The sequence below is a fragment of the Streptomyces cyaneofuscatus genome, from assembly GCF_042718795.1.
In the GTDB taxonomy this organism is placed as follows: Bacteria; Actinomycetota; Actinomycetes; order Streptomycetales; family Streptomycetaceae; genus Streptomyces; species Streptomyces cyaneofuscatus_A.
Window position 1 is genome coordinate 148286 of sequence record NZ_JBHXOX010000013.1, and the last position, 23865, is coordinate 172150.

General features: G+C 71.5%; 28 protein-coding genes and 1 pseudogene. 11 read left to right on the plus strand and 18 right to left on the minus strand.

Translation table 11 applies throughout. From position 1 onward, the window contains the following. Nucleotides 1–179: 179 nt before the first annotated feature. From ACFWRT_RS17175 to ACFWRT_RS17185, 3 genes are all read right to left on the minus strand, one after another. Complete coding sequence (locus tag ACFWRT_RS17175; RefSeq protein WP_380951210.1) at nucleotides 180–1091, minus strand: hypothetical protein; 912 nt, start codon at nucleotides 1089–1091, stop codon at nucleotides 180–182. Further along, nucleotides 1088–1834 carry a hypothetical protein gene (locus tag ACFWRT_RS17180; RefSeq protein WP_380951209.1) on the minus strand — a complete coding sequence of 249 codons (747 nt, stop codon included), beginning with the start codon at nucleotides 1832–1834 and terminating at the stop codon, nucleotides 1088–1090. The genes ACFWRT_RS17175 and ACFWRT_RS17180 overlap by 4 nt, the downstream gene beginning before the upstream one ends. A 155-nt stretch (nucleotides 1835–1989) precedes the next feature. Further along, entirely contained in the window at nucleotides 1990–2751 is a 762-nt protein-coding gene (locus ACFWRT_RS17185) for a hypothetical protein (RefSeq protein WP_380951208.1), read from the minus strand. A gap of 117 nt (nucleotides 2752–2868) precedes the next feature. On the opposite strand from ACFWRT_RS17185, the gene ACFWRT_RS17190 reads away from it, so the two are divergent. After that, nucleotides 2869–3231: a DsrE family protein gene (locus tag ACFWRT_RS17190; protein ID WP_380951207.1), complete on the plus strand. Its 363-nt coding sequence runs from the start codon at nucleotides 2869–2871 to the stop codon at nucleotides 3229–3231. 31 nt (nucleotides 3232–3262) lie between these two features. Here ACFWRT_RS17190 and ACFWRT_RS17195 read toward each other — a convergent pair whose 3' ends face one another. From ACFWRT_RS17195 to ACFWRT_RS17230, 8 genes are all read right to left on the minus strand, one after another. Next, entirely contained in the window at nucleotides 3263–3520 is a 258-nt protein-coding gene (locus tag ACFWRT_RS17195; RefSeq protein WP_326704486.1) for a DUF3099 domain-containing protein, read from the minus strand. 170 nt (nucleotides 3521–3690) lie between these two features. After that, nucleotides 3691–3978: a DUF1416 domain-containing protein gene (locus tag ACFWRT_RS17200; RefSeq protein ID WP_003968135.1), complete on the minus strand. Its 288-nt coding sequence runs from the start codon at nucleotides 3976–3978 to the stop codon at nucleotides 3691–3693. Between the two features lie 41 nt (nucleotides 3979–4019). Further along, entirely contained in the window at nucleotides 4020–4859 is an 840-nt protein-coding gene (locus ACFWRT_RS17205) for a sulfurtransferase (RefSeq protein ID WP_380951206.1), read from the minus strand. A gap of 170 nt (nucleotides 4860–5029) precedes the next feature. Further along, on the minus strand, nucleotides 5030–5110 hold the full coding sequence (locus ACFWRT_RS17210; protein WP_350240574.1) for a putative leader peptide: 81 nt from the start codon (nucleotides 5108–5110) through the stop codon (nucleotides 5030–5032). 196 nt (nucleotides 5111–5306) lie between these two features. Then, nucleotides 5307–5996, minus strand: coding sequence for an LmeA family phospholipid-binding protein (locus ACFWRT_RS17215; RefSeq protein ID WP_380951205.1), 690 nt, complete (start codon nucleotides 5994–5996; stop codon nucleotides 5307–5309). A 175-nt stretch (nucleotides 5997–6171) separates the two neighbouring features. Beyond that, a complete protein-coding gene (locus tag ACFWRT_RS17220) occupies nucleotides 6172–7542 on the minus strand; it encodes a hypothetical protein (RefSeq protein ID WP_380951204.1) in 1371 nt (456 codons plus the stop codon). Nucleotides 7543–7552: 10 nt separating this feature from the next. Further along, entirely contained in the window at nucleotides 7553–7807 is a 255-nt protein-coding gene (locus ACFWRT_RS17225) for a MoaD/ThiS family protein (RefSeq protein WP_018490344.1), read from the minus strand. Between the two features lie 57 nt (nucleotides 7808–7864). After that, complete coding sequence (locus ACFWRT_RS17230) at nucleotides 7865–8710, minus strand: alpha/beta hydrolase family protein (protein WP_380951203.1); 846 nt, start codon at nucleotides 8708–8710, stop codon at nucleotides 7865–7867. Nucleotides 8711–9063: 353 nt separating this feature from the next. Here ACFWRT_RS17230 and ACFWRT_RS17235 point away from each other — a divergent pair, with 353 nt between their 5' ends. The 5 genes from ACFWRT_RS17235 (at nucleotide 9064) to ACFWRT_RS17255 (ending at nucleotide 14397) form a co-directional block, all read left to right on the plus strand. Beyond that, nucleotides 9064–9879: a response regulator transcription factor gene (locus ACFWRT_RS17235; protein WP_380951202.1), complete on the plus strand. Its 816-nt coding sequence runs from the start codon at nucleotides 9064–9066 to the stop codon at nucleotides 9877–9879. A gap of 24 nt (nucleotides 9880–9903) precedes the next feature. After that, nucleotides 9904–10938: a LacI family DNA-binding transcriptional regulator gene (locus tag ACFWRT_RS17240; protein ID WP_109164439.1), complete on the plus strand. Its 1035-nt coding sequence runs from the start codon at nucleotides 9904–9906 to the stop codon at nucleotides 10936–10938. Nucleotides 10939–11032: 94 nt separating this feature from the next. Next, on the plus strand, nucleotides 11033–12100 hold the full coding sequence (locus ACFWRT_RS17245; RefSeq protein ID WP_380951284.1) for a S1C family serine protease: 1068 nt from the start codon (nucleotides 11033–11035) through the stop codon (nucleotides 12098–12100). A gap of 69 nt (nucleotides 12101–12169) precedes the next feature. Next, nucleotides 12170–12907 (plus strand): response regulator transcription factor, encoded by a 738-nt coding sequence (locus ACFWRT_RS17250; RefSeq protein ID WP_380951201.1) that lies wholly within the window; start codon nucleotides 12170–12172, stop codon nucleotides 12905–12907. Further along, nucleotides 12904–14397 carry a HAMP domain-containing sensor histidine kinase gene (locus tag ACFWRT_RS17255; protein ID WP_380951200.1) on the plus strand — a complete coding sequence of 498 codons (1494 nt, stop codon included), beginning with the start codon at nucleotides 12904–12906 and terminating at the stop codon, nucleotides 14395–14397. The genes ACFWRT_RS17250 and ACFWRT_RS17255 overlap by 4 nt, the downstream gene beginning before the upstream one ends. Nucleotides 14398–14619: 222 nt before the next feature. Here ACFWRT_RS17255 and ACFWRT_RS17260 read toward each other — a convergent pair whose 3' ends face one another. Next, on the minus strand, nucleotides 14620–15543 hold the full coding sequence (locus tag ACFWRT_RS17260) for a phosphatidylinositol-specific phospholipase C (protein ID WP_380951199.1): 924 nt from the start codon (nucleotides 15541–15543) through the stop codon (nucleotides 14620–14622). 173 nt (nucleotides 15544–15716) lie between these two features. Here ACFWRT_RS17260 and ACFWRT_RS17265 point away from each other — a divergent pair, with 173 nt between their 5' ends. Then, nucleotides 15717–16139: a hypothetical protein gene (locus tag ACFWRT_RS17265; protein WP_380951197.1), complete on the plus strand. Its 423-nt coding sequence runs from the start codon at nucleotides 15717–15719 to the stop codon at nucleotides 16137–16139. A gap of 109 nt (nucleotides 16140–16248) precedes the next feature. On the opposite strand, the gene ACFWRT_RS17270 is transcribed toward ACFWRT_RS17265, so the two are convergent. After that, nucleotides 16249–17367, minus strand: a complete 1119-nt coding sequence (locus tag ACFWRT_RS17270; protein ID WP_380951196.1) for an alkene reductase — start codon at nucleotides 17365–17367, stop codon at nucleotides 16249–16251. A 119-nt stretch (nucleotides 17368–17486) separates the two neighbouring features. On the opposite strand from ACFWRT_RS17270, the gene ACFWRT_RS17275 reads away from it, so the two are divergent. Further along, nucleotides 17487–17900 (plus strand): MerR family transcriptional regulator, encoded by a 414-nt coding sequence (locus ACFWRT_RS17275; RefSeq protein WP_380951195.1) that lies wholly within the window; start codon nucleotides 17487–17489, stop codon nucleotides 17898–17900. Here the strand turns inward: ACFWRT_RS17275 and ACFWRT_RS17280 are convergent. Further along, a pseudogene (locus tag ACFWRT_RS17280) lies at nucleotides 17876–18355 on the minus strand (MerR family transcriptional regulator). The gene ACFWRT_RS17275 and the pseudogene ACFWRT_RS17280 overlap by 25 nt on opposite strands. Before the next feature lie 139 nt (nucleotides 18356–18494). Beyond that, a complete protein-coding gene (locus ACFWRT_RS17285; RefSeq protein ID WP_380951194.1) occupies nucleotides 18495–18836 on the minus strand; it encodes a cupin domain-containing protein in 342 nt (113 codons plus the stop codon). A 341-nt stretch (nucleotides 18837–19177) separates the two neighbouring features. Between ACFWRT_RS17285 and ACFWRT_RS17290 the strand changes: the two genes are divergently transcribed. Next, nucleotides 19178–19645: an AMIN-like domain-containing (lipo)protein gene (locus tag ACFWRT_RS17290; RefSeq protein ID WP_380951193.1), complete on the plus strand. Its 468-nt coding sequence runs from the start codon at nucleotides 19178–19180 to the stop codon at nucleotides 19643–19645. 70 nt (nucleotides 19646–19715) lie between these two features. Here the strand turns inward: ACFWRT_RS17290 and ACFWRT_RS17295 are convergent, their stop codons facing one another. The 3 genes from ACFWRT_RS17295 to ACFWRT_RS17305 form a co-directional block, all read right to left on the minus strand. Next, the gene (locus ACFWRT_RS17295) at nucleotides 19716–20132 is read right to left on the minus strand and encodes a hypothetical protein (protein WP_380951192.1); all 417 of its coding nucleotides are present in this window, start codon (nucleotides 20130–20132) and stop codon (nucleotides 19716–19718) included. Nucleotides 20133–20420: 288 nt separating this feature from the next. Continuing rightward, on the minus strand, nucleotides 20421–20615 hold the full coding sequence (locus ACFWRT_RS17300; RefSeq protein ID WP_043972808.1) for a DUF397 domain-containing protein: 195 nt from the start codon (nucleotides 20613–20615) through the stop codon (nucleotides 20421–20423). Nucleotides 20616–20628: 13 nt separating this feature from the next. Continuing rightward, on the minus strand, nucleotides 20629–21480 hold the full coding sequence (locus tag ACFWRT_RS17305; protein ID WP_380951191.1) for a DUF5753 domain-containing protein: 852 nt from the start codon (nucleotides 21478–21480) through the stop codon (nucleotides 20629–20631). A 242-nt stretch (nucleotides 21481–21722) separates the two neighbouring features. On the opposite strand from ACFWRT_RS17305, the gene ACFWRT_RS17310 reads away from it, so the two are divergent. Further along, on the plus strand, nucleotides 21723–22181 hold the full coding sequence (locus tag ACFWRT_RS17310; RefSeq protein ID WP_380951189.1) for an ATP-binding protein: 459 nt from the start codon (nucleotides 21723–21725) through the stop codon (nucleotides 22179–22181). 124 nt (nucleotides 22182–22305) lie between these two features. After that, nucleotides 22306–23847, plus strand: a complete 1542-nt coding sequence (locus ACFWRT_RS17315) for an MFS transporter (RefSeq protein WP_380951188.1) — start codon at nucleotides 22306–22308, stop codon at nucleotides 23845–23847. Nucleotides 23848–23865: the final 18 nt, after the last annotated feature.

A 23865-nucleotide genomic window follows, 5' to 3' on the forward strand; every position in this document is an offset into this window, starting at 1 on the left:
GCGGAGAAGAATGCCTCAAGCACGAAGGGCTCCTCGGAATGAGCGGTATGGCGGCAGTACAGGGCCGGTTCCCAGCCTAATGGGTGGGGGCCCGGCCTTCTCGTCCAGGTAGGGGCCGAACGGCGTCACCACCGCCGCCCGGCCCCCCTGCCGTCCGGGCCCTCCCGTCCGGACCGTTCTCAGCCCAGCATCTGGTTCTGGAGGATCACGGTCTGGTGGAACGGGATGCGCGCCGCTTCCGCCTTGCCCGGCCGCTCGTGCACGATCAGCGCGAGCGTGTCTCCGGCCAGGCTGTAGGCCAGCCGGGTGTGCGCGTCGCCGTGGGGAGCCTGCTCGGTGTGGAGGTACGTCACCACCCCCTGGACCGCACGCGAGAACGTCGCGGTCGCGTCGAACTCCGTCACCTGCGCACCGGCCAGTTGCCGTTGCTCCGGGAGACCGAAGCGCAGCGCGTCCCGTACGTGCGTGGCGAAGGCTGTCGAGTCGAACCGGACCAGGTAGATCCGGGCCCGGGTGCCGTCGGGCATCGTCCAGCCGCGGGCCGTGATGTGCCGGGGCGGGGTGTCCACCAGGGTCTGGGCCAGTTCGTCGCGGTCCTCGGCCCGGTACTCGGCGAGGAACCGCTCCGGCTTCACCCAGCCGCCGTCCAGCGTCTTGTCCGGGGTGGCCCCGGCGGGCGCGGGCAGCAGCAGCTTCCGCAGGTCCGCGTGGTGGATCTCCGCGTGGTTGGCGTCGGTGAACGGGCGGGGCGAGCCGGCCGGCAGCGCGGGGAGGGAGAGCTCGGGGTACGCCCAGCGCCCGTCGCCCTCGGTGGCCAGCCCGGGGACGTCGGTCCGCTCGGCCGAGGTGATCGCCAGGGCCGTCCCCGTACCGAGCCCGCCGAACACCAGCAGGGCCGCCGTCCACCGCGCCACGGCCCGCAGGGCGCGGCGGGGCGGACGAGGAGCATCCGGTACGGCCGGGGAGGCGATGGGCGGGGCGGTGATGGCCGGAGACGCGATGGCCGGGGCGGTGATGGCCGGAGACGCGATGGCCGGGGCGGCCTCAGTCGGTTCGGCGGGGGCGGGTGGAGCGGTCTGCTGGTCGGTCATATGGACACCCCCGGGGACTTGATGTGGTCGAGCTGGTCCTTGACCAGACCGGCGACCGTGGACGCGCTGAACGGCTTCGGCCCGTCCGCCTCGACGGTCACCGAGATCCCGCCCTTGTAGGCGTAGCAGGCGATGCTGTCGAGCGGGTCCTCGGCGTCCTTGGGCATCCGGTAGCAGGTGACGTTCTTGTGGCCTTCGATCTTCGGCCCCTTGCGCAGCACGCCGAACGAGTCCAGCATCCTGTTCCGCCGCTCGTGGACGGTGCGGACCATCCGCTCGTCCCCCATCTTGCCCACCCGGACGGTCAGCACCAGATCGTCGAAGCCGGTGCGGGTGAACCGGACGTGGGGGCCACGGGTGTACGAGCGGTAGGCGATGCCCTCGAACCGGAGCTTGTCGATGAGCGCGTCGAATTCACGGCGCTCCTTGCCGGCCAGCCCGCGCCCGGTGTCCTTCAGGACGGCGGTGGCCTTCTCACCGCTCGTCTCGCTGTCGTTGCCGAGGTCGCCGATGTCCGGGCCGAGCCGGTAGCCCTCGGGCACGGGCATCAGCAGCCTGCTCAGCTCGGTGTCCGTGCGGCCGCGGTCCGCGTCCACGGCGGGATCGACGCCCGGCTTGGTGCCTCTGCCGTCCCAGACGACCGTGGTGACGGTCCGGTCGGCGCTGTCCGCGGTCCGCACGGTGTAGGCGGCGGCGCCGCCGACGGCGGCGAGGACCAGGACGAAGGGCAACGCGGTGCGCACCGCCCGGCGCCCCTTCCCTGCGGCAGCCTCCGGAGCGGCGGGCGGCTCGGAAGCGAAGGGCGGCTCGGAAGCAACAGGCGGCTCGGAGGCCGCGGGCGATTCGGAAACCACGGGCGGCTCGGAGGCCGCGGAGGTGGTCGTCTCGACGTCGTCGCTCACAGGCGCTCCAGCTGTCGTTCGGCGAGGACGCGGATGTCCTTCTTGCTGATCGGCTTCACGTCGGTGATGTTGATGTCGATCATGATGTCGCCGCGTACGGCCAGCGCCCTGGCGCGGTGGAACGGCAGGTAGCCGGGGTCCCGCTCGACGGCGTACAGGTAGTAGCGGCCCTCGCCGGTGCCGGCGATCGGGTCACCGGCGTTGCCGGCACCGTCCTCCGCTTCCGGCATGTACGAGAGCTGTCCGCCGAAGTGATCGGCCGCACCCATCCGCGCGTTCGACCGGAACTGGACCAGGGTGACGTCGGACTGCCGGTGCTGCCCCTGCATCCATCCGGTCACCGCGATCCGGCGCACGTCGTTCTCGGCGAGGAACAGGAACATGCTCCGCTCGTCCTCGAACACCCGGGTGTAGTCCGGGAGCGGCAGCCACTCACCGCCCTTCCGGGGATGCGACGGGGAGCCCTTCGCCCCCTTGGGCCGCTCCACCAGCAGCTTGCGCAGATCGCCGTCCGTCCTGACCTGCCGGTCCTCCGAGGCCGGGAGCGGAGCCGGGGCCTTGCCTGCGGGCAGCGCCTTCGCCGGGTAGCCGAGGCCGGTCTGGGCGAGGGCGGGCAGGGGTGTCGGTGGCCGCTGTGCCTGGATGCCGTAGCCGACGGCGGTGCCGCCGGAGATCCCGAGCAGGGCCGCGGCGGCGATGATCAGCGCCGTGCGGCCCCGAGGTCTGCGGGTGGGCGAAACGGTGTCGTTCGGTTCCAAAAGGGGTCCCTCGTAAGGAGCTTGTGCGAGCTTGTTCGCGCACGTCGCGTACGTGCGCGCACAAGTGACCCCCCGGTCGACCATGGGGTTGCCCCGTGGACGATTACAGTTCGGCATATGCCGAAGAAGCTCGTGATCAAGGTGACCGCCGGGCCCGAAGCCGCCGAGCGGTGTTCGCAGGCCTTCACCGTGGCGGCGGTGGCCGTGGCCAGTGGCGTGGAGGTCTCGCTCTGGCTGACCGGGGAGTCGTCGTGGTTCGCGCTGCCGGGCCGGGCCGCCGAGTTCGAGCTGCCGCACGCCGCCCCGCTGCCCGATCTGCTGGAGTCGATCCTGGCGGGCGGGCGGATCACCCTCTGCACGCAGTGCGCGGCGCGGCGGGAGATCGCGGAGAAGGACGTGCTGGAGGGCGTACGGATCGCCGGGGCGCAGGTCTTCGTGCAGGAGGCCATGGCGGACGGCACGCAGGCGCTCGTCTACTGATCCCTCCCCGGGGGCGGGCTGCGGGGCGGGCTCAGCGGCGCTTCTTCCCGTCCAGCTCGTCCCACCACTCGTCGGACTTGGGATCGCCGGAGGGGTCGTCCCACCACCGGTCCTCGGGCCCCCGCCGATTGGCGAGCACCGCGGCGACGGGCGGGATCACCATCGCGACCAGGCACATCGCGACGGCGGCCGGCATCGACCACAGGCGCACGACCGCCCAGGCGGAGACGAAGAGGGCGACGCATCCGCCCATCATCCAGAAGTAGCCGCGCCGGCGTCGGGCGTACATGCCTCCAGCGTAGAACCGCAGAACGGTTTCCGGGCCTCTGGAACAGACCAGGCCTCCGGAACAGAACGGAACGGCGCGAAGGGCCGCACCCCGCGTCAGGTGGCGTCCAACCCCCTGGGGTGCGGCCCTCCGGCCGTTCTGTGCCGTCGGCCGAACGGCCATGCCGTGGATCAGACGGCGATCGCGACCTCGGAGAGTCCACCGGTCTGCGCGACGACCGTGCGGTCGGCGCTGCCGCCCGGGACCAGGGCGCGGAGCGTCCAGGTGCCCTCGGCCGCGTAGAAGCGGAACTGTCCGGTCGCCGAGGTCGGAACCTCGGCGGTGAACTCGCCGGTCGAGTCCAGCAGACGCACGTAACCGGTGACGGGCTCGCCGTCGCGGGTCACGCTGCCCTGGATGGTGGTCTCACCGGGCTTGATCGTCGAAGCGTCGGGGCCGCCGGCCTGTGCTCCACACATGGGGTTCTGTCCTTCGGGTCGAAGTGGTGCTGGTCGGTCGGTTACTTGTTGGCGCCGAGCTCGATCGGCACGCCGACGAGGGAGCCGTACTCGGTCCAGGAACCGTCGTAGTTCTTGACGTTCTCCTGGCCGAGCAGCTCGTGCAGGACGAACCAGGTGAGCGCGGAGCGCTCACCGATGCGGCAGTAGGCGATGGTGTCCTTCGCCAGGTCGACCTGCTCGTCCTCGTAGAGGGCCTTGAGCTCGTCGTCCGACTTGAAGGTGCCGTCGTCGTTGGCGTTCTTCGACCACGGGATGTTGCGGGCGCTCGGCACGTGGCCGGGGCGCTGGGACTGCTCCTGCGGGAGGTGCGCCGGGGCGAGCAGCTTGCCGCTGAACTCGTCGGGCGAGCGCACGTCGACCAGGTTCTGGCTGCCGATGGCCTTCACGACGTCGTCGCGGTAGGCGCGGATCGACTCGTCCTGCGGCTTGGCCTTGTACTGCGTGGCCGGGCGCGTGGGGACGGCGTCGGTCAGGTCGCGGGAGTCCAGCTCCCACTTCTTGCGGCCGCCGTCGAGGAGCTTGACGCTCTCGTGGCCGTACAGCTTGAAGTACCAGTAGGCGTAGGAGGCGAACCAGTTGTTGTTGCCGCCGTAGAGGACGACCAGCGTGTCGTTGCCGATGCCCTTCTCGCTGAGCAGCTTCTCGAAGCCGGCCTGGTCCACGAAGTCACGGCGGACCGGGTCCTGGAGGTCCTTCGTCCAGTCGATCCGGATCGCGTTCTTGATGTGGTTCTTCTCGTACGCCGAGGTGTCCTCGTCGACCTCGACGATGGCGACCTGCGGGTCGTCGATGTGGGCCTCGACCCAGTCGGCGTCTACCAGGACGTCGCTGCGGCTCATGTTGTTCTCCTCCGGGGCAGTCTGCGGCGGGTGGTGCGAGATGCGGAGTGATCGTGCGGGGGTGCGGGTGTGCACGCGGACGGACGGAGCGCGGCGCGTACGGGGCACGGGTCCGGCCCTGACGGTGGTCGAAGGGCCGAGGGGAGGCGGGACGGAACGAACGGCCCCGCTCAGGAGGTGCGACAGAGCATGGCGGCGACGCGGCACAGGTCTACTGCCCGCCGCTTCGTGAGATCCGCCTGTCGCTTCATGGGTCCGATCGTAGGGAGGTACGGGCGGAGATGTCACCGTCGTGTCGCATGATGAGACGCGATCATCCATGATGCGAGACGCGAGGCGGGGAGGCGCGCCCTGGAGCCGGTTTCCCGTCACTCTTCTTTCGCCGCGCATCTACGGACCGGACACCGGCGTCTCACTATCCGGATCGGCGGGCCGTGGGGCGCGGAATCAGCCCGTCAGCGAGACGTCCGAGCCGTTCAGCGCGATCTCCAGGCCGCTCTCGGTCACCTGGACCTTCTGGAGTCCGAGGCCCTTCGGCAGGCCGTCGACGTCCCCCTCGAAGTCCGTCCTCGTCCGCACGAGCTGCTCGACGCCCGGAATGCCCTCGCCCGGCACCTCGTCCGCGCGCACCTTGATCGTCTGGCCGTCGACCCGGGTCACGGTGGAGACCACGCTGCGGGAGATCGAGCGGCCGAGGATCTCGACCGTGCCGGTGACCTTCACCTTGCCGTCGCCGCCGTACGCGACGGTGACGCCGTCCTCAGCGGCCGCCGTCAGGTCCGCGTACGAGACGACGGCCGTGCCGGTGGCGCGGGCGGCCGTGGCGGTGGAGTAGCCGGAGCCGAGCTTCACGTCGTGCAGCCGCGCCCGCACCTCGCCGACGCGTATCGCCCGGCCCGCGGCCTCGGTCTTCATGTCCTTCAGGGTCACGTCGACCCGGTCGAACTCGGAGGCGGCGAGCTGGGTCAGGAACGGGAAGCCCTTGATCGAGATATCGGTCGTCCCGGCGCTGCCACCGCTGATCCTGACCCGGTCCTCGGCCTCCGACTCGGCGAAGTGGAGCGCCAGCCGGTCGGCCGCGACGAAGAGGGCGCCGACCACCACGAGCAGGACCAGCAGGTTTCGCAGTGCGCGCATGTGTGTGGTTCCCCCACCTCGGCCGTACGGTCAGTGCCCCCGGGTGATCGACGAGTGACGCCACCCGATCGGTTCCCGTGGTTCCCGGAGCGCGTACCCCCGTCGAGGGCGTGTCAGGCTCGTACCGGCCCAGGCGAGGGCAACCTCATGCCCGTACGGCCTCGATGCGTACGCGTCAGACCAGCGCGCGGCCGATCAGGTAGACCGCCGGGGCCGCCGCGGTGAGCGGCAGTGCCACCCCGGCCGTCATGTGGACGAAGCGGGACGGGTAGTCGTAGCTCGCCACCCGCAGCCCGATCAGGGCGCTGACGCCCGCCGCGAGGCCGAGGAGCGCCCCCTGGCCGCCGCCGTACTCGGTGAAGCCGCCCACCGCGATGCCGGCGCCCGCGCTCACGAGCAGCGCCACCACGACCGACACGGCACCCGGCAGCGGCAGCGCCCGGGCGAGCGCGGCGGCCGCGACCGCCACCCCGCCGACCGTCACCGCGTCCGGGATCGCCGCCAGGTGCCCGGCGGCGAGGACCGCCAGGGCCGCCGAGACGACCGTGGCCATCAGCCCGTACATCCGCTCCTCGCCCGTCGCGGGAGAGCGGAGCTGGAGGACCACGGCGAGCAGCACCCAGACCCCCAGGGTGCCCAGGAGCGCGGTGGGCCCGTGCTCCCGGCCCGCCGCGAGGAGCGCGGTGTCGGCGACGAGGCCGCCGGCGAAGGCGAGCGCGATGCCCTGGCGGGCCGGCCACATGCCGTTGAGCCGGAACCAGCCGGCGGCGGTCACCGCCTGGAGGAGGACGAGCGGGACGAGCAGGGCGTACGAGCCGATGGCCGCGCCGCCCGCGAGGAGCAGGCCGAGCACGGCGGTGATCGCGGCGGGCTGCATCCCGGGCGCGATGATCGGCGAGCGCCCCTCGGCCCTGGCCCGCTGGGCGTCGGTGATCCGGGCGTTGCCGAGGGTGGTGGGGGCGCTGTAGCCGGAGGCGTCGCGTGCCTGGGGCGCCGCGGCCGGGGGTACGGGGGCGGGGGCGACCGGGGAGGTGACCGGGACCTCGGGCGGGAGCGGGAGGGAGCCGGAGGCGCCCTGCGGGGGCAGGTAGGCGGTCTCCTCGGCGGCGGGCCGGTACGGCTGCTGGGGCTGCTGGTACGGCTGGTGGGGCTGCTGAGGCTCCTGGTAGGGCTGGTGGTACTGCGGCTCCTGGTACTGCGGCTGCGGCTCCTGGTAGCGCGGCTGCGGCTGCGGTGTCCCGTACGGGTGTGCCTGCCCGGTTCCGTACGCCTCCGGCTGCCCGTGACCCTGCGCGTCCGCCGGCCCCTGGTACGGCCCCTGATTCCGCTGGATCGTCGGCTGGTACTGCGTGTCCCAGGTCGGCGCCTGCCAGGTCTGCGTCCCGCCCTGGTCGTAACCGCCCTGGTCGTACCCGCCCGGCTCCTGGGGCAGCGCGGACTGCCCGGCCGTCCCGTCGGGCCAGTGCTGCGGCGACGCGGGCTGCTGCTGGGGTTGCTGCTGAGGGTTGTACGGATACGGGTACTGCTGATCGTTGCTGCTGCTCATGGCCTGCGGTTCACCCTCCTGCGAACGGCGGGAGCACCTCGACCGTGCCGCCCTCGGCAAGGCGTACGGTCTCATGCCCACGGGTACCGACGGGGTTGCCGTCGATGAGGAACGAGCACCGCTGGAGCACCCGGCTCAGCTCGCCGGGGTGCCGTTCGCGTACGGCGTCGAGCGCCTCGGCGAGGGTCGCCGCCGCGTACGGCTCCTCGGCGGTGCCCGCGGCGGCCTTGGCCGCGGCCCAGTAGCGGATCGTTCCCGCTGCCATGGCGCCACTCCTTCGGTCGGTTCGTCGGACGCGTGTGCGTCAGCTCTCCATGATGGGTCACGCGGACAGCGCGCCCGTCGCCCAGTCGGCGATCCGGGCCAGCAGGGCGTCGTCCGCCGCGTTCTCCGCGTGCCCCATCCCCCGCTCCAGCCACAGCTCCGCACCGCCCTCCCCCGCCGCCCCGGCCAGCATGCGCGGGTGGTCGAGCGGGAAGTACGGGTCCCGGTCGCCGTGCACGAGCAGCAGCGGGGCCGGGGCGATGAGCGGGACCGCGGCGACCGGGGAGAGCGGGACGGGGTCCCAGTCGTCGGTGGCGATCCGGGTACGGAATCCGTACCGCCCGACGAGGCGCCCCGAGGGCCGGGTGACCACCCAGTGCAGGCGGCGCATCGGGGCCGTACCCCGGTAGTACCAGCGGGCGGGAGAGCTGACCGCCACCACCGCGTCCGAGTGCGCCCCTGAGTGCGCCTCCGTGCGCCGTTCGCGCACCGGTACACGGACGGCCGTATCGCGTGCCTCCGATGCGTCCGTATACAGAGCGCCGTGCCGGAGCACCACGGAGCCGCCCATGGAGAACCCGACCGTAACGACCCGGCGATGCCCCAGGGACCGCGCCCACGCCACCGCGGCGGCCAGATCCAGCACCTCGCGGTCGCCCACCGTGGAGCGTCCGCCGGACCTCCCGTGCCCCCGGAACGAGAACGTGATCACGGCCGCACGCTGGGAGAACACCCGCGCGGCCCGGCGTACGGCGGGGCGGTCGACCGAGCCCGTGAACCCGTGCGCCACCACGATCACGGGGACATCGTCCACCGGTTCCGCACGCACCCCCGAGGATGCGCCGAAACCGGCCGTACACGGCTCGTACACCGCCTCGACCGGGATCCCGTCATCGGTGAGCAATGTGGCGAATCGTGGGACCCGCGTGAGCAAGGGAACAGAAGAACCCAGGAATCGACCCTCGGACGCGGAAGTCATGTGGGCTATTCTGCTGCGAAGAGGACCTGGGCAATGCAGCCCCCGGGTCCTTTTGTGCTTCCCGGGCGTTGTTACGCCGACGTTTCGAGAAGCTCAGCGGTCCCCGGGGCGCGGGATCGCACGTAATACACGCAATACCGGCTTGACGTACGAAGCAGTGCCGCATACTCCCCCGGGTCCGACCCGGGAGTGCCCCTCTCGCAGGGAACGAGGAGGACCGACGTAATGGGCGAGCGAACCGTGCAACACGATCGACCGAACCAGGCAGGTGGGCGGCGATGAGTTCACTGCTGCTGTTGACGAACGCACTCCAGCCCTCGACGGAGGTGCTCCCCGCCCTCGGCCTCCTGCTGCACAGCGTGCGGGTCGCCCCGGCCGAGGGACCGGCCCTGGTGGACACCCCGGGCGCCGATGTGATCCTCATCGACGGGCGCCGCGACCTCCCGCAGGTCCGCTCGCTCTGTCAGCTGCTGCGGTCCACCGGACCGGGCTGTCCGCTGATCCTCGTCGTCACCGAGGGCGGCCTCGCGGCCGTCACCGCCGACTGGGGCATCGACGACGTGCTGCTGGACACCGCGGGTCCTGCGGAGGTGGAGGCGCGGCTGCGGCTGGCCACCGGCCGGCAGCAGATCACCTCCGACGACTCCCCGATGGAGATCCGCAACGGCGACCTCTCCGTCGACGAGGCCACGTACAGCGCGAAACTCAAGGGCCGGGTCCTGGACCTGACCTTCAAGGAATTCGAACTGCTGAAATACCTGGCCCAGCACCCGGGCCGGGTGTTCACCCGCGCCCAGCTCCTCCAGGAGGTCTGGGGCTACGACTACTTCGGCGGTACGCGGACGGTCGACGTCCACGTCCGGCGGCTGCGCGCCAAGCTCGGCCCCGAGCACGAGTCGCTGATCGGGACCGTCCGCAACGTCGGCTACCGCTTCGTCACCCCGGAGAAGGTCGAGCGCGCCGCCGAGGAGGCGAAGGAGCGGCAGGCCGCCCAGCAGAAGCAGCAGAACGCCGCCGGGCCCGTCGCCCGATCGGAGCAGTCCTCTTCGGCCACGGCGGCGGAAGAGGCCCCGGTGGAGGCTGCCAAGAGGTAGGTCCATCCGCGTAGACTGCCGCGCGTGGCCAAGGTGACGCGGGACGATGTGGCGAGACTGGCGGGGACGTCGACCGCGGTCGTCAGTTACGTCATCAACAACGGACCCCGGCCGGTCGCCCCGGCCACGCGCGAGCGGGTGCTCGCCGCGATCAAGCAATTGGGCTACCGGCCCGACCGGGTCGCCCAGGCCATGGCCTCGCGGCGGACCGACCTCATAGGGATGATCGTCCCCGACGCCCGGCAGCCCTTCTTCGCGGAGATGGCGCACGCGGTCGAACAGGCCGCCGCCGAGCGCGGGAAAATGGTGCTCGTCGGCAACTCCGACTACCGCGACGAGCGCGAGGTCCACTATCTGCGCGCCTTCCTCGGCATGCGCGTCTCGGGCCTGATCCTGGTCAGCCAGGGCCCCAGCGAGCGGGCGGCGGCGGAGATAGAGGCCTGGGACGCCCGGGTCGTGCTGCTGCACGAGCGCCCCGAGGCGATCGACGACGTAGCGGTCGTCACGGACGACGTCGGCGGCGCCCAGCTCGCCACCCGCCACCTCCTGGAGCACGGCAACGCGTACGTGGCCTGCCTCGGCGGTACGGAGGAGACCCCGTCGGTCGGTGACCCGGTCGCGGACCACGTCGAGGGGTGGCGCCGGGCGATGCACGAGTCCGGCCGCTCGACGGAGGGCCGGCTGTTCCAGGCCCCGTACAACCGGTACGACGCCTACCAGGTGGCCCTCGGGCTGCTCGCCGGCCCGGACCGGCCACCGGCGATCTTCTGCGCCACGGACGACCAGGCCATCGGGGTGCTGCGGGCGGCGCGGGAGCTGCGCATCGACGTGCCGGGTGAGCTGGCGGTGGCGGGCTTCGACGACGTGAAGGAGGCCGGGCTCACCGATCCGCCGCTGACCACGGTCTTCTCCGACCGCCCGGCGATGGCGCGGGCCGCGGTGGACCTGGTGCTGGACGACTCGCTCCGGGTCGTCGGCTCACGGCGGGAGCGGCTGAAGCAGTTCCCCTCGGCGCTGGTGATCCGGCGCTCGTGCGGCTGCGGGGAGCCGACGGCGTAGGACCGGGGGCTCAGGCCTTTACAGCGGGCATACACGCTTCTTCCGGGCTTCTCAGGACGTACTCAGGCTGCTCTCATGTTCGGTGGCCAGCCTGATGGACATGACGGAGAACCTTCGCCCGAGCGGCGCGCACTCGACGGACCAGGCCCCGACCCCGTACGCGTACGGCGGCACGGCGTACGACGGCGGCACGGCGTACAGCGACACCGCGTACGACGGCGCGGCGGGCGGCTACCCGCCCCCGCCCCCGTACGCCCCCACCAACCACCGCCGGGCCAAGCGGCCGGTGGCGCTGCTGGCGGCGGTCGCGCTCGCGGCGGCGGTGGTCGGCGGCGGTACGGCGACTCTGGTCGGGCAGCTGAACAATGACGGTACGGGAACCACCGGCGCCTCCGGCACGGTCCAGGGCACCACCGTCTCGCAGAGCAGCAAGGGCACGGTCTCCGGCGTCGCGGAGGCGGTCTCGCCGGCCATCGTCGAGATCGGCGCGGCCTCCTCGGCGGGCAAGTCCACCGGGTCCGGGGTCGTGATCACCGAGGACGGCGAGATCGTCACCAACAACCACGTGATCTCGGGCGCCCAGCAGATCGAGGTCACGCTCTCCACCGGCAAGACCTACACCGCCGACGTCGTGGGCACCGACCCCGACAAGGACCTCGCGCTGATCAAGCTGCGCGGCGCGAGCGGGCTGAAGACGGCCGCGCTCGGCGACTCCTCGCAGGTCAAGGTGGGCGACCAGGTGGTGGCGATCGGCTCGCCGGAAGGCCTGACGGGCACGGTCACCAGCGGGATCATCTCCGCGCTGGACCGGGACGTGACGGTGGCGAAGGACGACTCGGGCAGTTCAGGGGAGAACCAAGGTGGTGGTGGCCAGCAGTGGCCGTTCGAGTTCGGTGGCCAGCAGTTCAACGGCGACACCGGCGAGAAGACGACCACGTACAAGGCGCTCCAGACCGACGCCTCGCTCAACCCCGGCAACTCCGGCGGTGCGCTGATCAACATGGACGGCGAGATCATCGGCATCAACTCCGCGATGTACGCGCCGAGTTCCTCGGCAGCGGGCAGCGGCTCGTCGGCGGGCAGCGTGGGCCTCGGATTCGCGATCCCGGTGAACACGCTCAAGGCCGACCTGGACACCCTGCGCGCGGGGAACAACTCCTGACCGTGCGAGGCTGAGACACTCCCGCAGAGCAGGCCAACCAGGCCGGAACGAGAAGAGGACGACACCGCGATGAGCCCCGCCGAAGACGATCCCCAGCGCATCCTGATCGTCGACGACGAACCGGCCGTACGGGAGGCGCTCCAGCGCAGCCTCGCCTTCGAGGGGTACGGCACGCGGGTCGCGGTCGACGGGTACGACGCCCTGGCGATGGCCGAGGCGTACGCCCCCGACCTCATCGTCCTGGACATCCAGATGCCGCGCATGGACGGCCTCACCGCCGCCCGCCGCATCCGCGCCACCGGCTCCACCACGCCCATCCTCATGCTCACCGCGCGCGACACCGTCGGGGACCGGGTCACCGGCCTCGACGCGGGGGCGGACGACTACCTGGTCAAGCCGTTCGAGCTGGACGAGCTGTTCGCCCGGATCCGGGCCCTGCTGCGCCGCAGCTCGTACGCGGCGTCGGCGGCGGACGCTGAGGCCCCCGACGACGACGTGCTCTCGTTCGCGGACCTGCGGATGGACCTGGCGACGCGCGACGTCACGCGGGGCGCGCGCCGGGTGGAGCTGACGCGTACCGAGTTCACGCTCCTGGAGATGTTCCTGGCCCACCCGCGCCAGGTGCTGACCCGCGAGCAGATCCTCAAGGCGGTCTGGGGCTTCGACTTCGAGCCGAGCTCCAACTCCCTGGACGTGTACGTGATGTACCTGCGCCGCAAGACGGAGGCGGGCGGCGAGCCGCGCCTGGTCCACACCGTGCGCGGGGTCGGCTACGCGCTCCGTACGGGCGGGAGCGGCGAGGCGTGAGCACGGCGGAACCTCCCGCGAGCAAGGCGGAGCCCACCGCGAACAAGGCGAGCACCTCCAGGCAAGGCCTCGTACGGCGCTTCCGCGCGCTGCCGCTGCGCTCCCGGCTCGCGCTCCTCGTGGCGACGGCGGTGGCGGTGGCGGTCGCGGCGGTGGCGGCGGCGTGCTGGTTCGTGACCCGGATCCAGTTGGAGGACCAGCTCGACGACTCGCTGCGCAACGCGAAGATGGACAACGAGCCGATGCGCGACCTGCTGAGCTCGTGCCTGAGCGGCGGGCAGTTGCCGGCGCAGGAGTTCCCGGGCCAGTACACCGTGCAGATCGTCGCGGCGAACGGCAGCTACTGCACCGCCCCGAACACCACGCCCGTCCCCGCCCAGCCGAGTGACGTCGACGTGGCGGCGGGCCGGAAGACCGACGCCCTGCACACGACGGAGAACAACGACGGCAAGGACATGCGGGTCTACACCCGCAAGCTGCCGCCGGTGGTCAGCTCCGGCCAGGCCAACAACCAACTGGCCGTCTCGGTGGCCCGCCCGCTCAGCGAGATCGACGCACCGCTCTCCACCCTGGCCTGGGTCCTGGCCCTGGTCGGCGGCATCGGTGTCGTCGGCGCGGGCGCGGCCGGGCTCTGGGTGGCGCGGGCGGGCCTGCGTCCGGTGGACGAGCTGACGGAGGCGGTGGAGCACGTGGCGCGGACGGAGGATCTGACCGTACGGATCCCGGTCGACGGCGAGGACGAGATCGCCCGGCTGTCGCACTCCTTCAACTCCATGGCGGCCCAGCTCGCCTCCTCCCGCGACCGCCAGGCACAACTGATCGCGGACGCGGGCCATGAGCTGCGCACCCCGCTCACCTCGCTCCGGACGAACGTGGAGCTGCTGGCGCGCAGCGACGAGACGGGCCGGGTGATCCCGCCGGAGGACCGGAAGGCGCTGATGGCCTCGGTGAAGGCCCAGATGACGGAGCTGGCGGCGTTGATCGGCGACCTCCAGGAGCTGGCCCGCCCGGACGCGGCCGGACCCGGCCCGCTCCAGGTGGTGGGCCTGCACGACATCACCCGTACCGCCCTGCAACGCGCCCGCCTGCGCGGCCCCGAGCTGACGATCACGGCTGACCTGGCCCCCTGGTACGTACGGGCGGAGCCGGCCGCCCTGGAGCGGGCCATCGTCAACGTCCTGGACAACGCGGTGAAGTTCAGCCCGCCCCGCGCCACGATCGACGTGCACCTGCACCGGGGCGAGCTGACGGTACGGGACCGGGGCCCCGGCATCCCCGCCGAGGAGCTCCCGCACGTCTTCGAACGCTTCTGGCGCTCCCCCTCGGCCCGCCAGCTCCCGGGCTCGGGGCTGGGCCTGTCCATCGTGGCCCGTACGGTCCAGCAGGCAGGCGGCGAGATCACGCTGCGCCCGGCCCCGGAGGGCAACGGCCCCGGCACGGTCGCGACGATCAGGCTGCCCGGGGCGCCGACGCCGCCGCCGGAGATGTGAGGCCGTGAGGGGCAGGCCTCTCCGATCGCTCCGGTCGGCTCGGCGGAATCGGATGGTCAGTCACCGTAGAGACCGGACTCCTCGGTGAGTCCGGCCAGCTCGTCCAGCCCTCTGCGACATCGTGAGCGCCGGGTGTGGTCAGTGTCGTGTTCACGGGCGCGACGGTAACCGGCTTGAGGGCGGGTTGTGCCGGGGTGCGGCACGACCCGGCACAACCCGCCCTCACCCCACCGGGTTGTGCCGGATCAGCGACTCCACCAGCCCGCCCCGCTGGTTCGGGTAGTCCAGCGGGACGATGCCGAGCCCCGTCCACCCGGCGGTCTCGGACCGCTCAAGGAACGAGTGCACCTGCGGGTTGAGCCGGTCGGCGTTCCAGCGGGGCGGCATCAGGGCGGCCGTGGAGACGTAGTTCATGAAGAACTTGCCCGGCTGCTGAGCCGCCTTGCGGAACTGGGCCTCGATCTTCGGGTACTTGGCGAACGGCTCCGCCATGTAGTCGTCCTGGATGTCGAAGACGGCCGGATCGCCGTACCGCACCCCCGGCAGCCCGCCGTTGTCGGCCAGCAGCACCACCTTGCCGCGCGCCCCGCCGAGCGAGGGCAGCGCCGAGTCCAGCCGGAACAGCGACCGCCACCCCCGCCCGTCGAGGTAGTCGTCGAAGACCGCCCGGAACGCGGCGTCGCTCTCGGAGGAGTACTCCTGCTTCACCCGCATCAGCACGGTCTCGCTCGGCCGCGCGGCCAGGAAGTCCCGGCAGGCGACGAGGACATCGCCGAACATCATGTTCTGGAACGCGGCCCCGTGATGGATCGCGAACGACCCTGACGTGATCCGGCACCGTACGTCCAGGAACCGCACCCCGCTCTGCAACTGCTGCGCGATCGTGGTGTTCTGGCACTCCGCCCACGGCCCCCCGAACCGCGCGCCCGAGTCGTGCGTCCCCGGAATCGTCAGCCGTTGGAGCGCGGTGCCGTCGGGCAGCCCGCCCATCCAGTCCTGCGTCCCGCGCACCGCCTTCCGCGTGGCGGCGACGGCCGGCGCGGCTCCGATGACGGCGGTGGCGGAGACGGCGAGGGCTCCGGCCAGGAAACCTCTGCGGCTGGTCAAGGGGCCGGCGGGAGCAGGGCGGTTCGAGGTCGTCGACATGGGAGCGCCTCCAAGGGCCGTGGGGGGCAGGGCCCTTGGATTCTGACGCGCGCACGTCATGACGGGAAGGGGGTCGTCCGCTGCGCCGCTCGGGGTTTCCGGCCCGGGTGACGGAGGAAGACGGGTAGCGGACGGACGGACCGAGGTACCGAACGCCGGATGGGGAGAGAGCCATGGTGGCCGCCGACTGGGTGGGAGACCGCAAGCGCCTCGCGGAGTGGGTTCCGGAGGGTGAACGGATGACGGCCGGCTGCCTGGTCGTCCACGAACGCCGCTGGGGAGGCCTGGTGGAACGGCGGGCGTCCCTGCTGCTGACCGACCGCAGAGTGCGCCTGCTACGCCACCGGGGCGGCGACCCGCGGTACGCCATACGCGGAGTGCTGTTCGAGATGATGCGCGGCGAGGGTGAAGCGACCTGCGTCGATCCTCAGGTGCGCGTGCAGTTGGACCACGGCCAGGAGATCGAACTGCGACGGCATGACGGAGAGACGCAGCGGGTGCGCGTCAGCGAGTACGACGCGGTGCACGCCCGGGCGCTGTACGAGGCGTTCCCGCCCCCGGCACGGGAGGAGGGGGAGGGCCCCGCGACCCCGTGACCCGTGAGCCGGAGCGCCGGTGAGCCGGAGCGCCGGAGCGCCGGTGAGCCGGAGCGCCGGTGAGCCGGAGGGCCCCGCGCGGGGCCCTCCCCCCGGCCCTGCGGACGCCTCAGCCCGCGTGCTGGTACGCCGGATACGTGACGTACCCCGCGTCACCCCCCTGGAAGTACGTCTCCGCGTCCTCCGCGGCGAGCGGCAGTCCGGCCCGCAGCCGCTCGACCAGGTCCGGGTTGGCGATGAAGGCCCGGCCGAAGCTGATGAGGTCCGCGCCCAGCCCGAGCCAGCGGTCGGCGTCCGGACGCTCGGCCCGCCGCGCCCCCATCGGCAGCACCGGGTTCATGATCAGGGTGCCGGGCCAGGCGCGCCGCAGAGCCACCAGGATCTCCTCCTCGACGGTCGCCTCCAGGTGCACGTACGCCGGTTCCAGCCGCGCCAGCTCCCCCAGCAGTACGGCGTACAGCTCGGGTACGTCCTTCTCCTCGACGCCCCAGAACGTCCCGCCCGGCGACAGCCGGATCCCGGTCCGCGCCGCGCCCACCGCGTCGATGGTCGCCTCCACCGCCTCGACGGCGAACCGTACGCGGTTGGCGACGGACCCGCCGTAACGGTCGGTGCGCAGGTTGGCGTTGGAGGAGAGGAACTGGGAGATCAAGTAGCCGTTGGCGCCGTGGAGTTCCACCCCGTCGAACCCGGCCTCGACGGCCCGGCGGGCGGCCGCCGCGTACGACCGGGCGTGCTCGGGCACCTCGGCGGCCTCCAGGGCGCGGGGCATCGGCGCGGCCTGGGGCCCGGTCGGCGTGAACACCTCACCGACGGCCGGCACGGCGGACGGCCCGACCGGCACGAGGCCGTTCGTGTCGGGGTGCGAGACCCGCCCGCCGTGCATGATCTGCGCGAAGATCCGACCCCCGTTCGCGTGGACGGCGGCGGTGACCGGCCGCCACGAGGCGACCTGCTCATCGGTGTGCAGCCCCGGCGTACCCGGGTTCGACTGCCCGATCAGGCTCGGCTGCACACCCTCGCTCACGATGAGCCCGGCGGTCGCCCGCTGGGCGTAGTACGTGGCCATCGAGGGGGTCGCGAGCCCTCCGGCGGCGGCCCGGACGCGGGTCATGGGGGCCATCACGACCCGGTTGGGGAGGGTGAGGCCACCGAGCCGGTAGCCGGTGAAAAGGCTGTCGGACCGGCTGGTGGAGTGGGTCTCGAAATCGCTGTCGACAAGGGTCATGCCGAACGTCCTCCTCGTTCCGTGGCGCCCGCGAACCGGACACTGCGGCTACGCTAAAACCTGACATCAATGTCAGAGGCAAGCCCGACAGAGGACCGAAAACGAAGAGGACGGACAGCATGCGCATCGGGGAACTCGCGAAGGCGGCCGGCGTCAGCGTCCGGTCCCTGCGCTACTACGAGGAGCAGCGCCTGCTCACCAGCACGCGCAGCCCCAGCGGGCAGCGGCACTTCCAGGAGGCCGACATCGACCGGGTCGGCTTCATCCAGCGGCTGTACGCGGCCGGCCTGTCCAGCCGCACGATCACGGAGCTGCTGCCCTGCGTGGACGCCCCGAGCGAGGCGACGTCCGACGCCGCCATGGAGCGGATGGAGCAGGAGCGGGAACGGCTCTCCGCCCACATCGAGGAGCTGGTCCGCACCCGGGACGCGCTGGACGGGCTGATGGCCACGAACCGGGCCCACCGCAGGACACTGCGGCGGGCCCCGGCCGCCCCTTCCTCCGGAGGTCAGCCCAGCCGGGCGGTGGCGTAGGCCTCGATGGCGTCCCGCTGGTACGCGGCCAGGCCCGGTGCGATGGCCTCGTACGCGGCTCGTCACTGCTCGTTGCCCACGCAGGAGCGCCCGCCCGCCCGGAACTCGTCGGCGGAGACGGGGCTCAGCTCGGTCAGCGCCCGGTACTGCCCGTCGATCTCGGCGAGTACGGCATCGGTGCCGGGCTCCACCCCCGCGGCCATCAGCTCCGCGAGCCGGATCATCAGCGCCGTACGCTCACGCTGCCCGGCCTCCACCTCGGCGGGACTCATCGCGGCGGCCCGACGGGCACCCGCCTCGGCGAGCGCCGGGAAATCCCGCAGGTTCTCCTCGTAGCGGCGGTGACCGTTGGTCCCGATCCGGGCGGGCGGCAGCAGTCCGATCTCGTCGTAGTGCCGCAGGGTGCGGGCGGTGACGCCCGACATCCGGGCGACTTCCGCGATCGGCCAGTCCATGACCGCTCCCCTCTCCGTCGCGCCTTCCGCACGAACGCGTGTCCAGGGCCGGTTCTCCCGGCCCTGGACACGACGGTAGGAGCTGCCGCAACGGCAACTGCAAGCTCAGGCGCTCAGGCGCTTCGGACGCCCACGCGTCTCAGGCGCTCATCATGGAGATGCCGAGCATCCGCGCCCCGGTCTCCGTACGCGGCCGGTGCTCACTCCCCGGCGCGAACACGACATACGAACCCGGACCGTGCCGCTCACCGCCATCGATCACCTCGCCACTGATGACGAAGTACCTCTCCTCGGTGGGGTGTTCATCGACCTCGGGCCACTCCGTACCGGCGGCGAAGTCGATCAGCCAGCCCCGGGCGTAATCGGTGGTGGGCAGCTTGCGGCGCAGGATACCGGGGGCCACTTCGCGGGGCTCCACGTCCTCGACATGGATGACCGTCTTGAGGTTGTTCCCGGTGCCGGATTGTGTCTCGTTGCTCATGACCTCACCCTGTCGCGGAAGGTGGCGTCCGGGCGAGCCTCACACGCGGTATCCAGCGTCGCCATCCGGCCAGGTCTTGCCGTCCAGGAGCATGGACCGCCTGCGGCCAGGTGGCCGGTGCTGAACGTCTCTGTGCGTTCGAGTTCGCTTCTGTTCGAGTAAAGAGACGGTCAAGGGGCAGGCGTTGGACACGAGTTGAGCGATCCGGGAGGCGGGGCTTCATGCGCGTACGACGCGTGGCTGGTTGGTCGAACGTAGCGCTGGCGTCAGCGGTGGTGATGGCGCTGACCGCTTGTGGCGGTGGCGAAAGCGAGGGGTCGAACGAGACGCGGAGCGAGTCCGTGGCGGCCACGCCGTCACTGGCGCCCTCCAAGACGCCGCAGGCCGAGGTGAGCAGCCCGCCGGAGGCGGGGGAGGGGGCAGAGGAGGGGGAGCAGGCCGCACAGCCGCCGAAGGTCACGGAGGTGAAGGTGACGGACACGGCGCAGGGTGACCGGGTCACCTTCACGTTCAACGCTGCCGCGCCCGAGTATCTGGACTCCTACGAGAAGGAGCTGAACGGCCCGGAGGGCAGGCCCATCGAGATCGAGGGCAGCAAGTTCCTCCGGGTGGCCTTCATCGGTGTCGACCCGGAGAGCCACTTCTCCCCTCCGAGCCCGAACGAGCGGGTGCTGGAGGTGCGTCACCTCATGAACTTCGAAGGTGAGACGTCCGTCGGCATAGGCATCGTGGCGCCTGACGGAGCCGCCGATCCCGCCTACGACATCACCACCAAGGGCACCCAGGTATTCATCGACATCAAGGAATGACCCGCGCGGACACATCGGATTCCAAGATCACCGGCAGCGTCAGCCACTGAGGCCCAGAAGCAGGACCGCCTCAACGGCCCTGCGCACAGAGCGCGCACACACCGCACGGCGCGGCTTCCGCGAACGACGGGTCCGTCGCACCCGCCGGATCGGCGGAGTCCCTGGGGACGGGCCGCACGACCCACTCGCTCCAACCGTCCCCGTGCCGCAGCGAGAACCCGCAGGTACGGCCTGCGTGCAGGGCACCGAGGGCCCGTACGCGGCCCACCCCCTCGGCCCATCCCAGCGCCGGGCGCTCCGCCTCCGGTAACCCGGCGAGCAGGACCTTCGCCTCGTCCCGGATGCGCTGGATCGCCAGTTCGGGCGTGGCGGCGGAGTACCGCGCGAAGCAGTCGGGCTCGTCGCGGTCCTCCGAGGCGTAGGTGGACCGCTCGCACCAGTACGCGTACGGGGCGGGGTTGGCGGGTTCGGGGACGTGGTCGAGCATGGCGCGGCCTCCTGGCAGGGACACCAGGGACGCCCCCTGCCCGCGGCCGGCGTGACGAGCTGCGGGTCGGGGGCGCCCTGGCTCACGGCTCCCCCAACGGGCGCAGACGACAGGGGAGTTGGCCGCCACATGACGAGGGCGGCACATCAGGAAGCTAGCGCGCCGGGCGCACCCGTATCAAGTGTTTGACGTCTAACGAGTGATTCTTAGCGCTAAAACAAGTGATACGAATGACAAGTGGCCCCCGCCTGCGCCGGCGAGGGCCACTCACTACCGGATCACGAAAACTCAGGCGAAGTCGTCGAACTCGCCTTCCTTCGCTCCTCCGAGGAACGCCCGGAGCTTGGCCCGCGTCGTGTGGACGACCACATCGGGGTTGTCACTCTCGCGCAGCAGGATCTCACCGCCGTACTCGGCAAGCTCCAGGCAGTTGTTGCCCTCGGCCCCTGACGACTTCGAGGACTTGCGCCACTGAATTTCCACGTACCTCACGCCTTCACACTTGTTGTGCGATCTCACGGATGAAGTCTCTCGACTTCCGAGGGTCGAGAGACAGCCCCTCGACCCGGTCCATCGTTGCCCGGTAGTTCGCCAGACGCGTCTCGGCGTCCAGGAACGCGGGCCCGGTTGCCGTGTCCGTCTGGACGGTATCCAGCTGCGGGACAGGACCGTAGACATAATGCGTCGAGCTTCCCGTCTCCGGGAAACCGCCTGCGGCGAACGGAACGACCCTGACGATGACATTCTCGCGCTCGGATTCGCGCAGCAGGTAGGCCAACTGGCCCCGCGCGACGCCGGAGTCGCCGTAGACCATCCGCAGCGCCGCCTCATGGATGAGGAACGTGCAGGTGGGCGCAGCCTCCCGGTCCAGGACGTCCCGGCGCTTCAGCCGATGGGAGAGCAGCCGGCGCCTGCGGGCCAACGGCAGCTCGGGCACCGCTTCCGCGAAGACGGCCCGCGCGTAGTCCTCGCTCTGGAGCAGCCCCGGCATGTGCATGAGCTGCACCGACCGGATGCCGGCCGCATGGTGCTCCAGCTCGGCCAGATCGAGCGGCCCGCTGGTCAGCTCGTTCCGGTAGTCCTCCCACCAGCCGCGCCCCCGCTCCTCGGCCATCGCGACGAGCGCCTCCACGTACGCCTCGTCGGCACACGCATAGCCCGCCGCCCAGGTGCGGACCCGCTCGCCGCTCACCCCGAAACGGCCCGACTCCGTGTTGCTGATGGTGGTGCGGTCCGTGCTGAGCAGGGTGGCGGCCTCGGCGAGGGCGAGGCCCGCGTTCTGCCGCATCTTGCGCAGCTCGATCCCCACCCGGCACTGCCGCGCCGTGGGCGCCTTCCTCGGTGGCATCGGCCCCTCCTTCTGTCGCCCCACAGTGTCGCTGGAGGCCCCACCGTAATCCATCTGGTTACTCAATGGTCCGCTTAGGTAAAACTAGTGAGACTTCGCGCTATGGTCCCCTCAGCGCCGCACTTCGGAGGCCCGAAGTGCGCCTGCATGGGCGCATGTTCACACGCGCGCCCATGCAGCCGTCAGCACGGGCCTGAGGCGGCGAGCCAGTTCGCAGAACCGGACCTCATGGGGAGACCGACATGTCCGCTGCAACCCCAACTCCCGTACAGCCGAACCCCCTTGGCGGCGAGAGCTACTGCCTCACCCTTCCGAACACCGCCAACGCCCCCAGACTCGCGCGGGACTTCCTCACCTCACTGCTGAGGGTCAGCCGACACCCCGGCCTCGTCGACGACGCCCGCCTCTGCGTCACCGAGCTGGTCACCAACGCCCACCGCCACACCCGTACGCCCCTCATCCGGGTCCACGTCGCCGTCAACCGGAAGCGCGTCACCGTCGCCGTAACGGATGACGGCGGAACGGCAGGCACGGCGCTCGCCAGGACCCCGCGGACGGGTGACGAGCAGGAGGAGCACGGGCGCGGGCTCGTCCTCGTGGAGAGCCTGGCGCTGGCGTGGGGGACGGGGAGCGGGGGCGGGCGGCACCCCGGGCGCACGGTCGTGTGGTTCACGCTGGGGCGGCCGGAGGTGACCGCGTGAGTGGCGGCGACCCCAGGCGGGAGAGCGGCATCGGACGAGAAATCCCCAGGTCAGCATGTCCGCGAGCCCAGAGAGACCGTGCACCGCACTCGTAACTGTACCTTTCGGAAGGTACAGTTACGGCATGAGAACGGTACCGACCGAGAGGTCTGCGGAGACAGCTCCGAGTGCGCGGCACCGCTGGCTGCTGCTGGCGGTGGTGAGTGCGGGGCTGCTCCTGATCACCCTGGACAACTCGATCCTGTACGCGGCACTGCCGACGCTCGTCCAGGATCTCGGCGCGAGCAGCTCCGAGGGGCTGTGGATCATCAACGCGTATCCGGTGGTGATGGCCGGGCTTCTGCTGGGCAGCGGCACCCTGGGTGACCGGGTGGGGCACCGGAGGATGTTCCTGATCGGTCTGGTGGTCTTCGGCGCCGCCTCGCTGGCCGCCGCGTTCTCCCCGACCCCGGAGACCCTGATCGCGGCGCGGGCGCTGCTGGCCGTCGGGGCGGCGGCGATGATGCCCGCGACGCTGGCGCTGATCCGCATCACGTTCGAGGAAGAGCGCGAACGCAACGTGGCTATCGCGATCTGGGGCACGCTGGCGATCGTCGGCAGCGCGCTGGGCCCGATCATCAGCGGGCTGCTGCTCCAGAGCTTCTGGTGGGGGTCGGTGTTCCTGATCAACGTGCCCGTGGTCGTCGCGGCGCTCGTGGCCACGCTGGTCCTAGCGCCGCCCAACGAGGCGGACCCCGGCCGGAAGTGGGATCTGTCCTCGTCCTTTCTCGCGCTCGTCGCCCTGGTGGGGCTCGTCATCGCGATCAAGGAGACCGCGAAGCCGGAGCCGGCCCTCCTGCCCATCGTGGCGGCCGGGCTGGCCGCCGTGGTCGGCGGGTGGGCGTTCGCCCGGAGGCAGCGCCGCCTGCCCGACCCGCTGCTGGACTTCTCGATCTTCCGCAACCGGGCCTTCCTCGCCGGGGTCCTGGCCGCCGGGTTCTCCCTGTTCGCCATCGCCGGTATCCAGCTGATCACCACCCAGCGGTTCCAGTTGGTGGAGGGCTTCACCCCGCTGCGCGCCGGGCTCCTGGTCGCCGCCGTCGCCCTGGGAGCGCTGCCGACGGCGATGGCGGGCGGGGCCACCCTGCACCGGGTCGGGCTGCTGCCCATCATCGCGGGCGGCCTGGCCCTGAGCACGGTCGGCTCCGCGCTGATCCTGCTGACCTTCGACACCAGCATGGGCCTGCTCGTCACCGGGCTGCTCATCACCGGGGCGGGCCTCGGCGCGGCCATGTCGGTGGCCTCCAGCGCGATCATGGGCAACGTTCCGGCCCGCCGCGCGGGCATGGCGTCCTCCGTCGAGGAGGTCTCGTACGAATTCGGCAGCCTCATCGCGGTCGCCCTCCTCGGCTCCCTCCTGACCTCCGTCTACACCGCGACCATCGATCTGCCGGCCGGGGCCCCGGACTCCGCGCGCGACAGCCTGGACAGCGCGCTCGCCCAGGCCGCGGACCACCCGGGCCTGATCGACGCGGCGTCCACCGCCTTCGACGGCGCCTACGCCACCGTCATGGTGGTGGTCACCGCCGTCATCGCCGTCGGTGCGATCATGACGGGCGTCCTCCTGCGCCGCCACGGCCCCGGATCGGCCCTTTCCACCCCCAGCACTGACACCGCCGGGCACTGACACCAACCGGTACTGACA

Excerpts from the sequence above, each read along its gene's own strand:
- ACFWRT_RS17175 (WP_380951210.1), bottom strand. The coding sequence starts at position 1,091 with ATGACCGACCAGCAGACCGCTCCACCCGCCCCCGCCGAACCGACTGAG.
- ACFWRT_RS17190 (WP_380951207.1), top strand. The coding sequence starts at position 2,869 with ATGCCGAAGAAGCTCGTGATCAAGGTGACCGCCGGGCCCGAAGCCGCC.
- ACFWRT_RS17195 (WP_326704486.1), bottom strand. The coding sequence starts at position 3,520 with ATGTACGCCCGACGCCGGCGCGGCTACTTCTGGATGATGGGCGGATGC.
- ACFWRT_RS17200 (WP_003968135.1), bottom strand. The coding sequence starts at position 3,978 with ATGTGTGGAGCACAGGCCGGCGGCCCCGACGCTTCGACGATCAAGCCC.
- ACFWRT_RS17205 (WP_380951206.1), bottom strand. The coding sequence starts at position 4,859 with ATGAGCCGCAGCGACGTCCTGGTAGACGCCGACTGGGTCGAGGCCCAC.
- ACFWRT_RS17210 (WP_350240574.1), bottom strand. The coding sequence starts at position 5,110 with ATGAAGCGACAGGCGGATCTCACGAAGCGGCGGGCAGTAGACCTGTGC.
- ACFWRT_RS17215 (WP_380951205.1), bottom strand. The coding sequence starts at position 5,996 with ATGCGCGCACTGCGAAACCTGCTGGTCCTGCTCGTGGTGGTCGGCGCC.
- ACFWRT_RS17220 (WP_380951204.1), bottom strand. The coding sequence starts at position 7,542 with ATGAGCAGCAGCAACGATCAGCAGTACCCGTATCCGTACAACCCTCAG.
- ACFWRT_RS17225 (WP_018490344.1), bottom strand. The coding sequence starts at position 7,807 with ATGGCAGCGGGAACGATCCGCTACTGGGCCGCGGCCAAGGCCGCCGCG.
- ACFWRT_RS17235 (WP_380951202.1), top strand. The coding sequence starts at position 9,064 with ATGAGTTCACTGCTGCTGTTGACGAACGCACTCCAGCCCTCGACGGAG.
- ACFWRT_RS17245 (WP_380951284.1), top strand. The coding sequence starts at position 11,033 with ATGGACATGACGGAGAACCTTCGCCCGAGCGGCGCGCACTCGACGGAC.
- ACFWRT_RS17250 (WP_380951201.1), top strand. The coding sequence starts at position 12,170 with ATGAGCCCCGCCGAAGACGATCCCCAGCGCATCCTGATCGTCGACGAC.
- ACFWRT_RS17260 (WP_380951199.1), bottom strand. The coding sequence starts at position 15,543 with ATGTCGACGACCTCGAACCGCCCTGCTCCCGCCGGCCCCTTGACCAGC.
- ACFWRT_RS17265 (WP_380951197.1), top strand. The coding sequence starts at position 15,717 with ATGGTGGCCGCCGACTGGGTGGGAGACCGCAAGCGCCTCGCGGAGTGG.
- ACFWRT_RS17270 (WP_380951196.1), bottom strand. The coding sequence starts at position 17,367 with ATGACCCTTGTCGACAGCGATTTCGAGACCCACTCCACCAGCCGGTCC.
- ACFWRT_RS17275 (WP_380951195.1), top strand. The coding sequence starts at position 17,487 with ATGCGCATCGGGGAACTCGCGAAGGCGGCCGGCGTCAGCGTCCGGTCC.
- ACFWRT_RS17285 (WP_380951194.1), bottom strand. The coding sequence starts at position 18,836 with ATGAGCAACGAGACACAATCCGGCACCGGGAACAACCTCAAGACGGTC.
- ACFWRT_RS17295 (WP_380951192.1), bottom strand. The coding sequence starts at position 20,132 with ATGCTCGACCACGTCCCCGAACCCGCCAACCCCGCCCCGTACGCGTAC.
- ACFWRT_RS17305 (WP_380951191.1), bottom strand. The coding sequence starts at position 21,480 with ATGCCACCGAGGAAGGCGCCCACGGCGCGGCAGTGCCGGGTGGGGATC.
- ACFWRT_RS17310 (WP_380951189.1), top strand. The coding sequence starts at position 21,723 with ATGTCCGCTGCAACCCCAACTCCCGTACAGCCGAACCCCCTTGGCGGC.
- ACFWRT_RS17315 (WP_380951188.1), top strand. The coding sequence starts at position 22,306 with ATGAGAACGGTACCGACCGAGAGGTCTGCGGAGACAGCTCCGAGTGCG.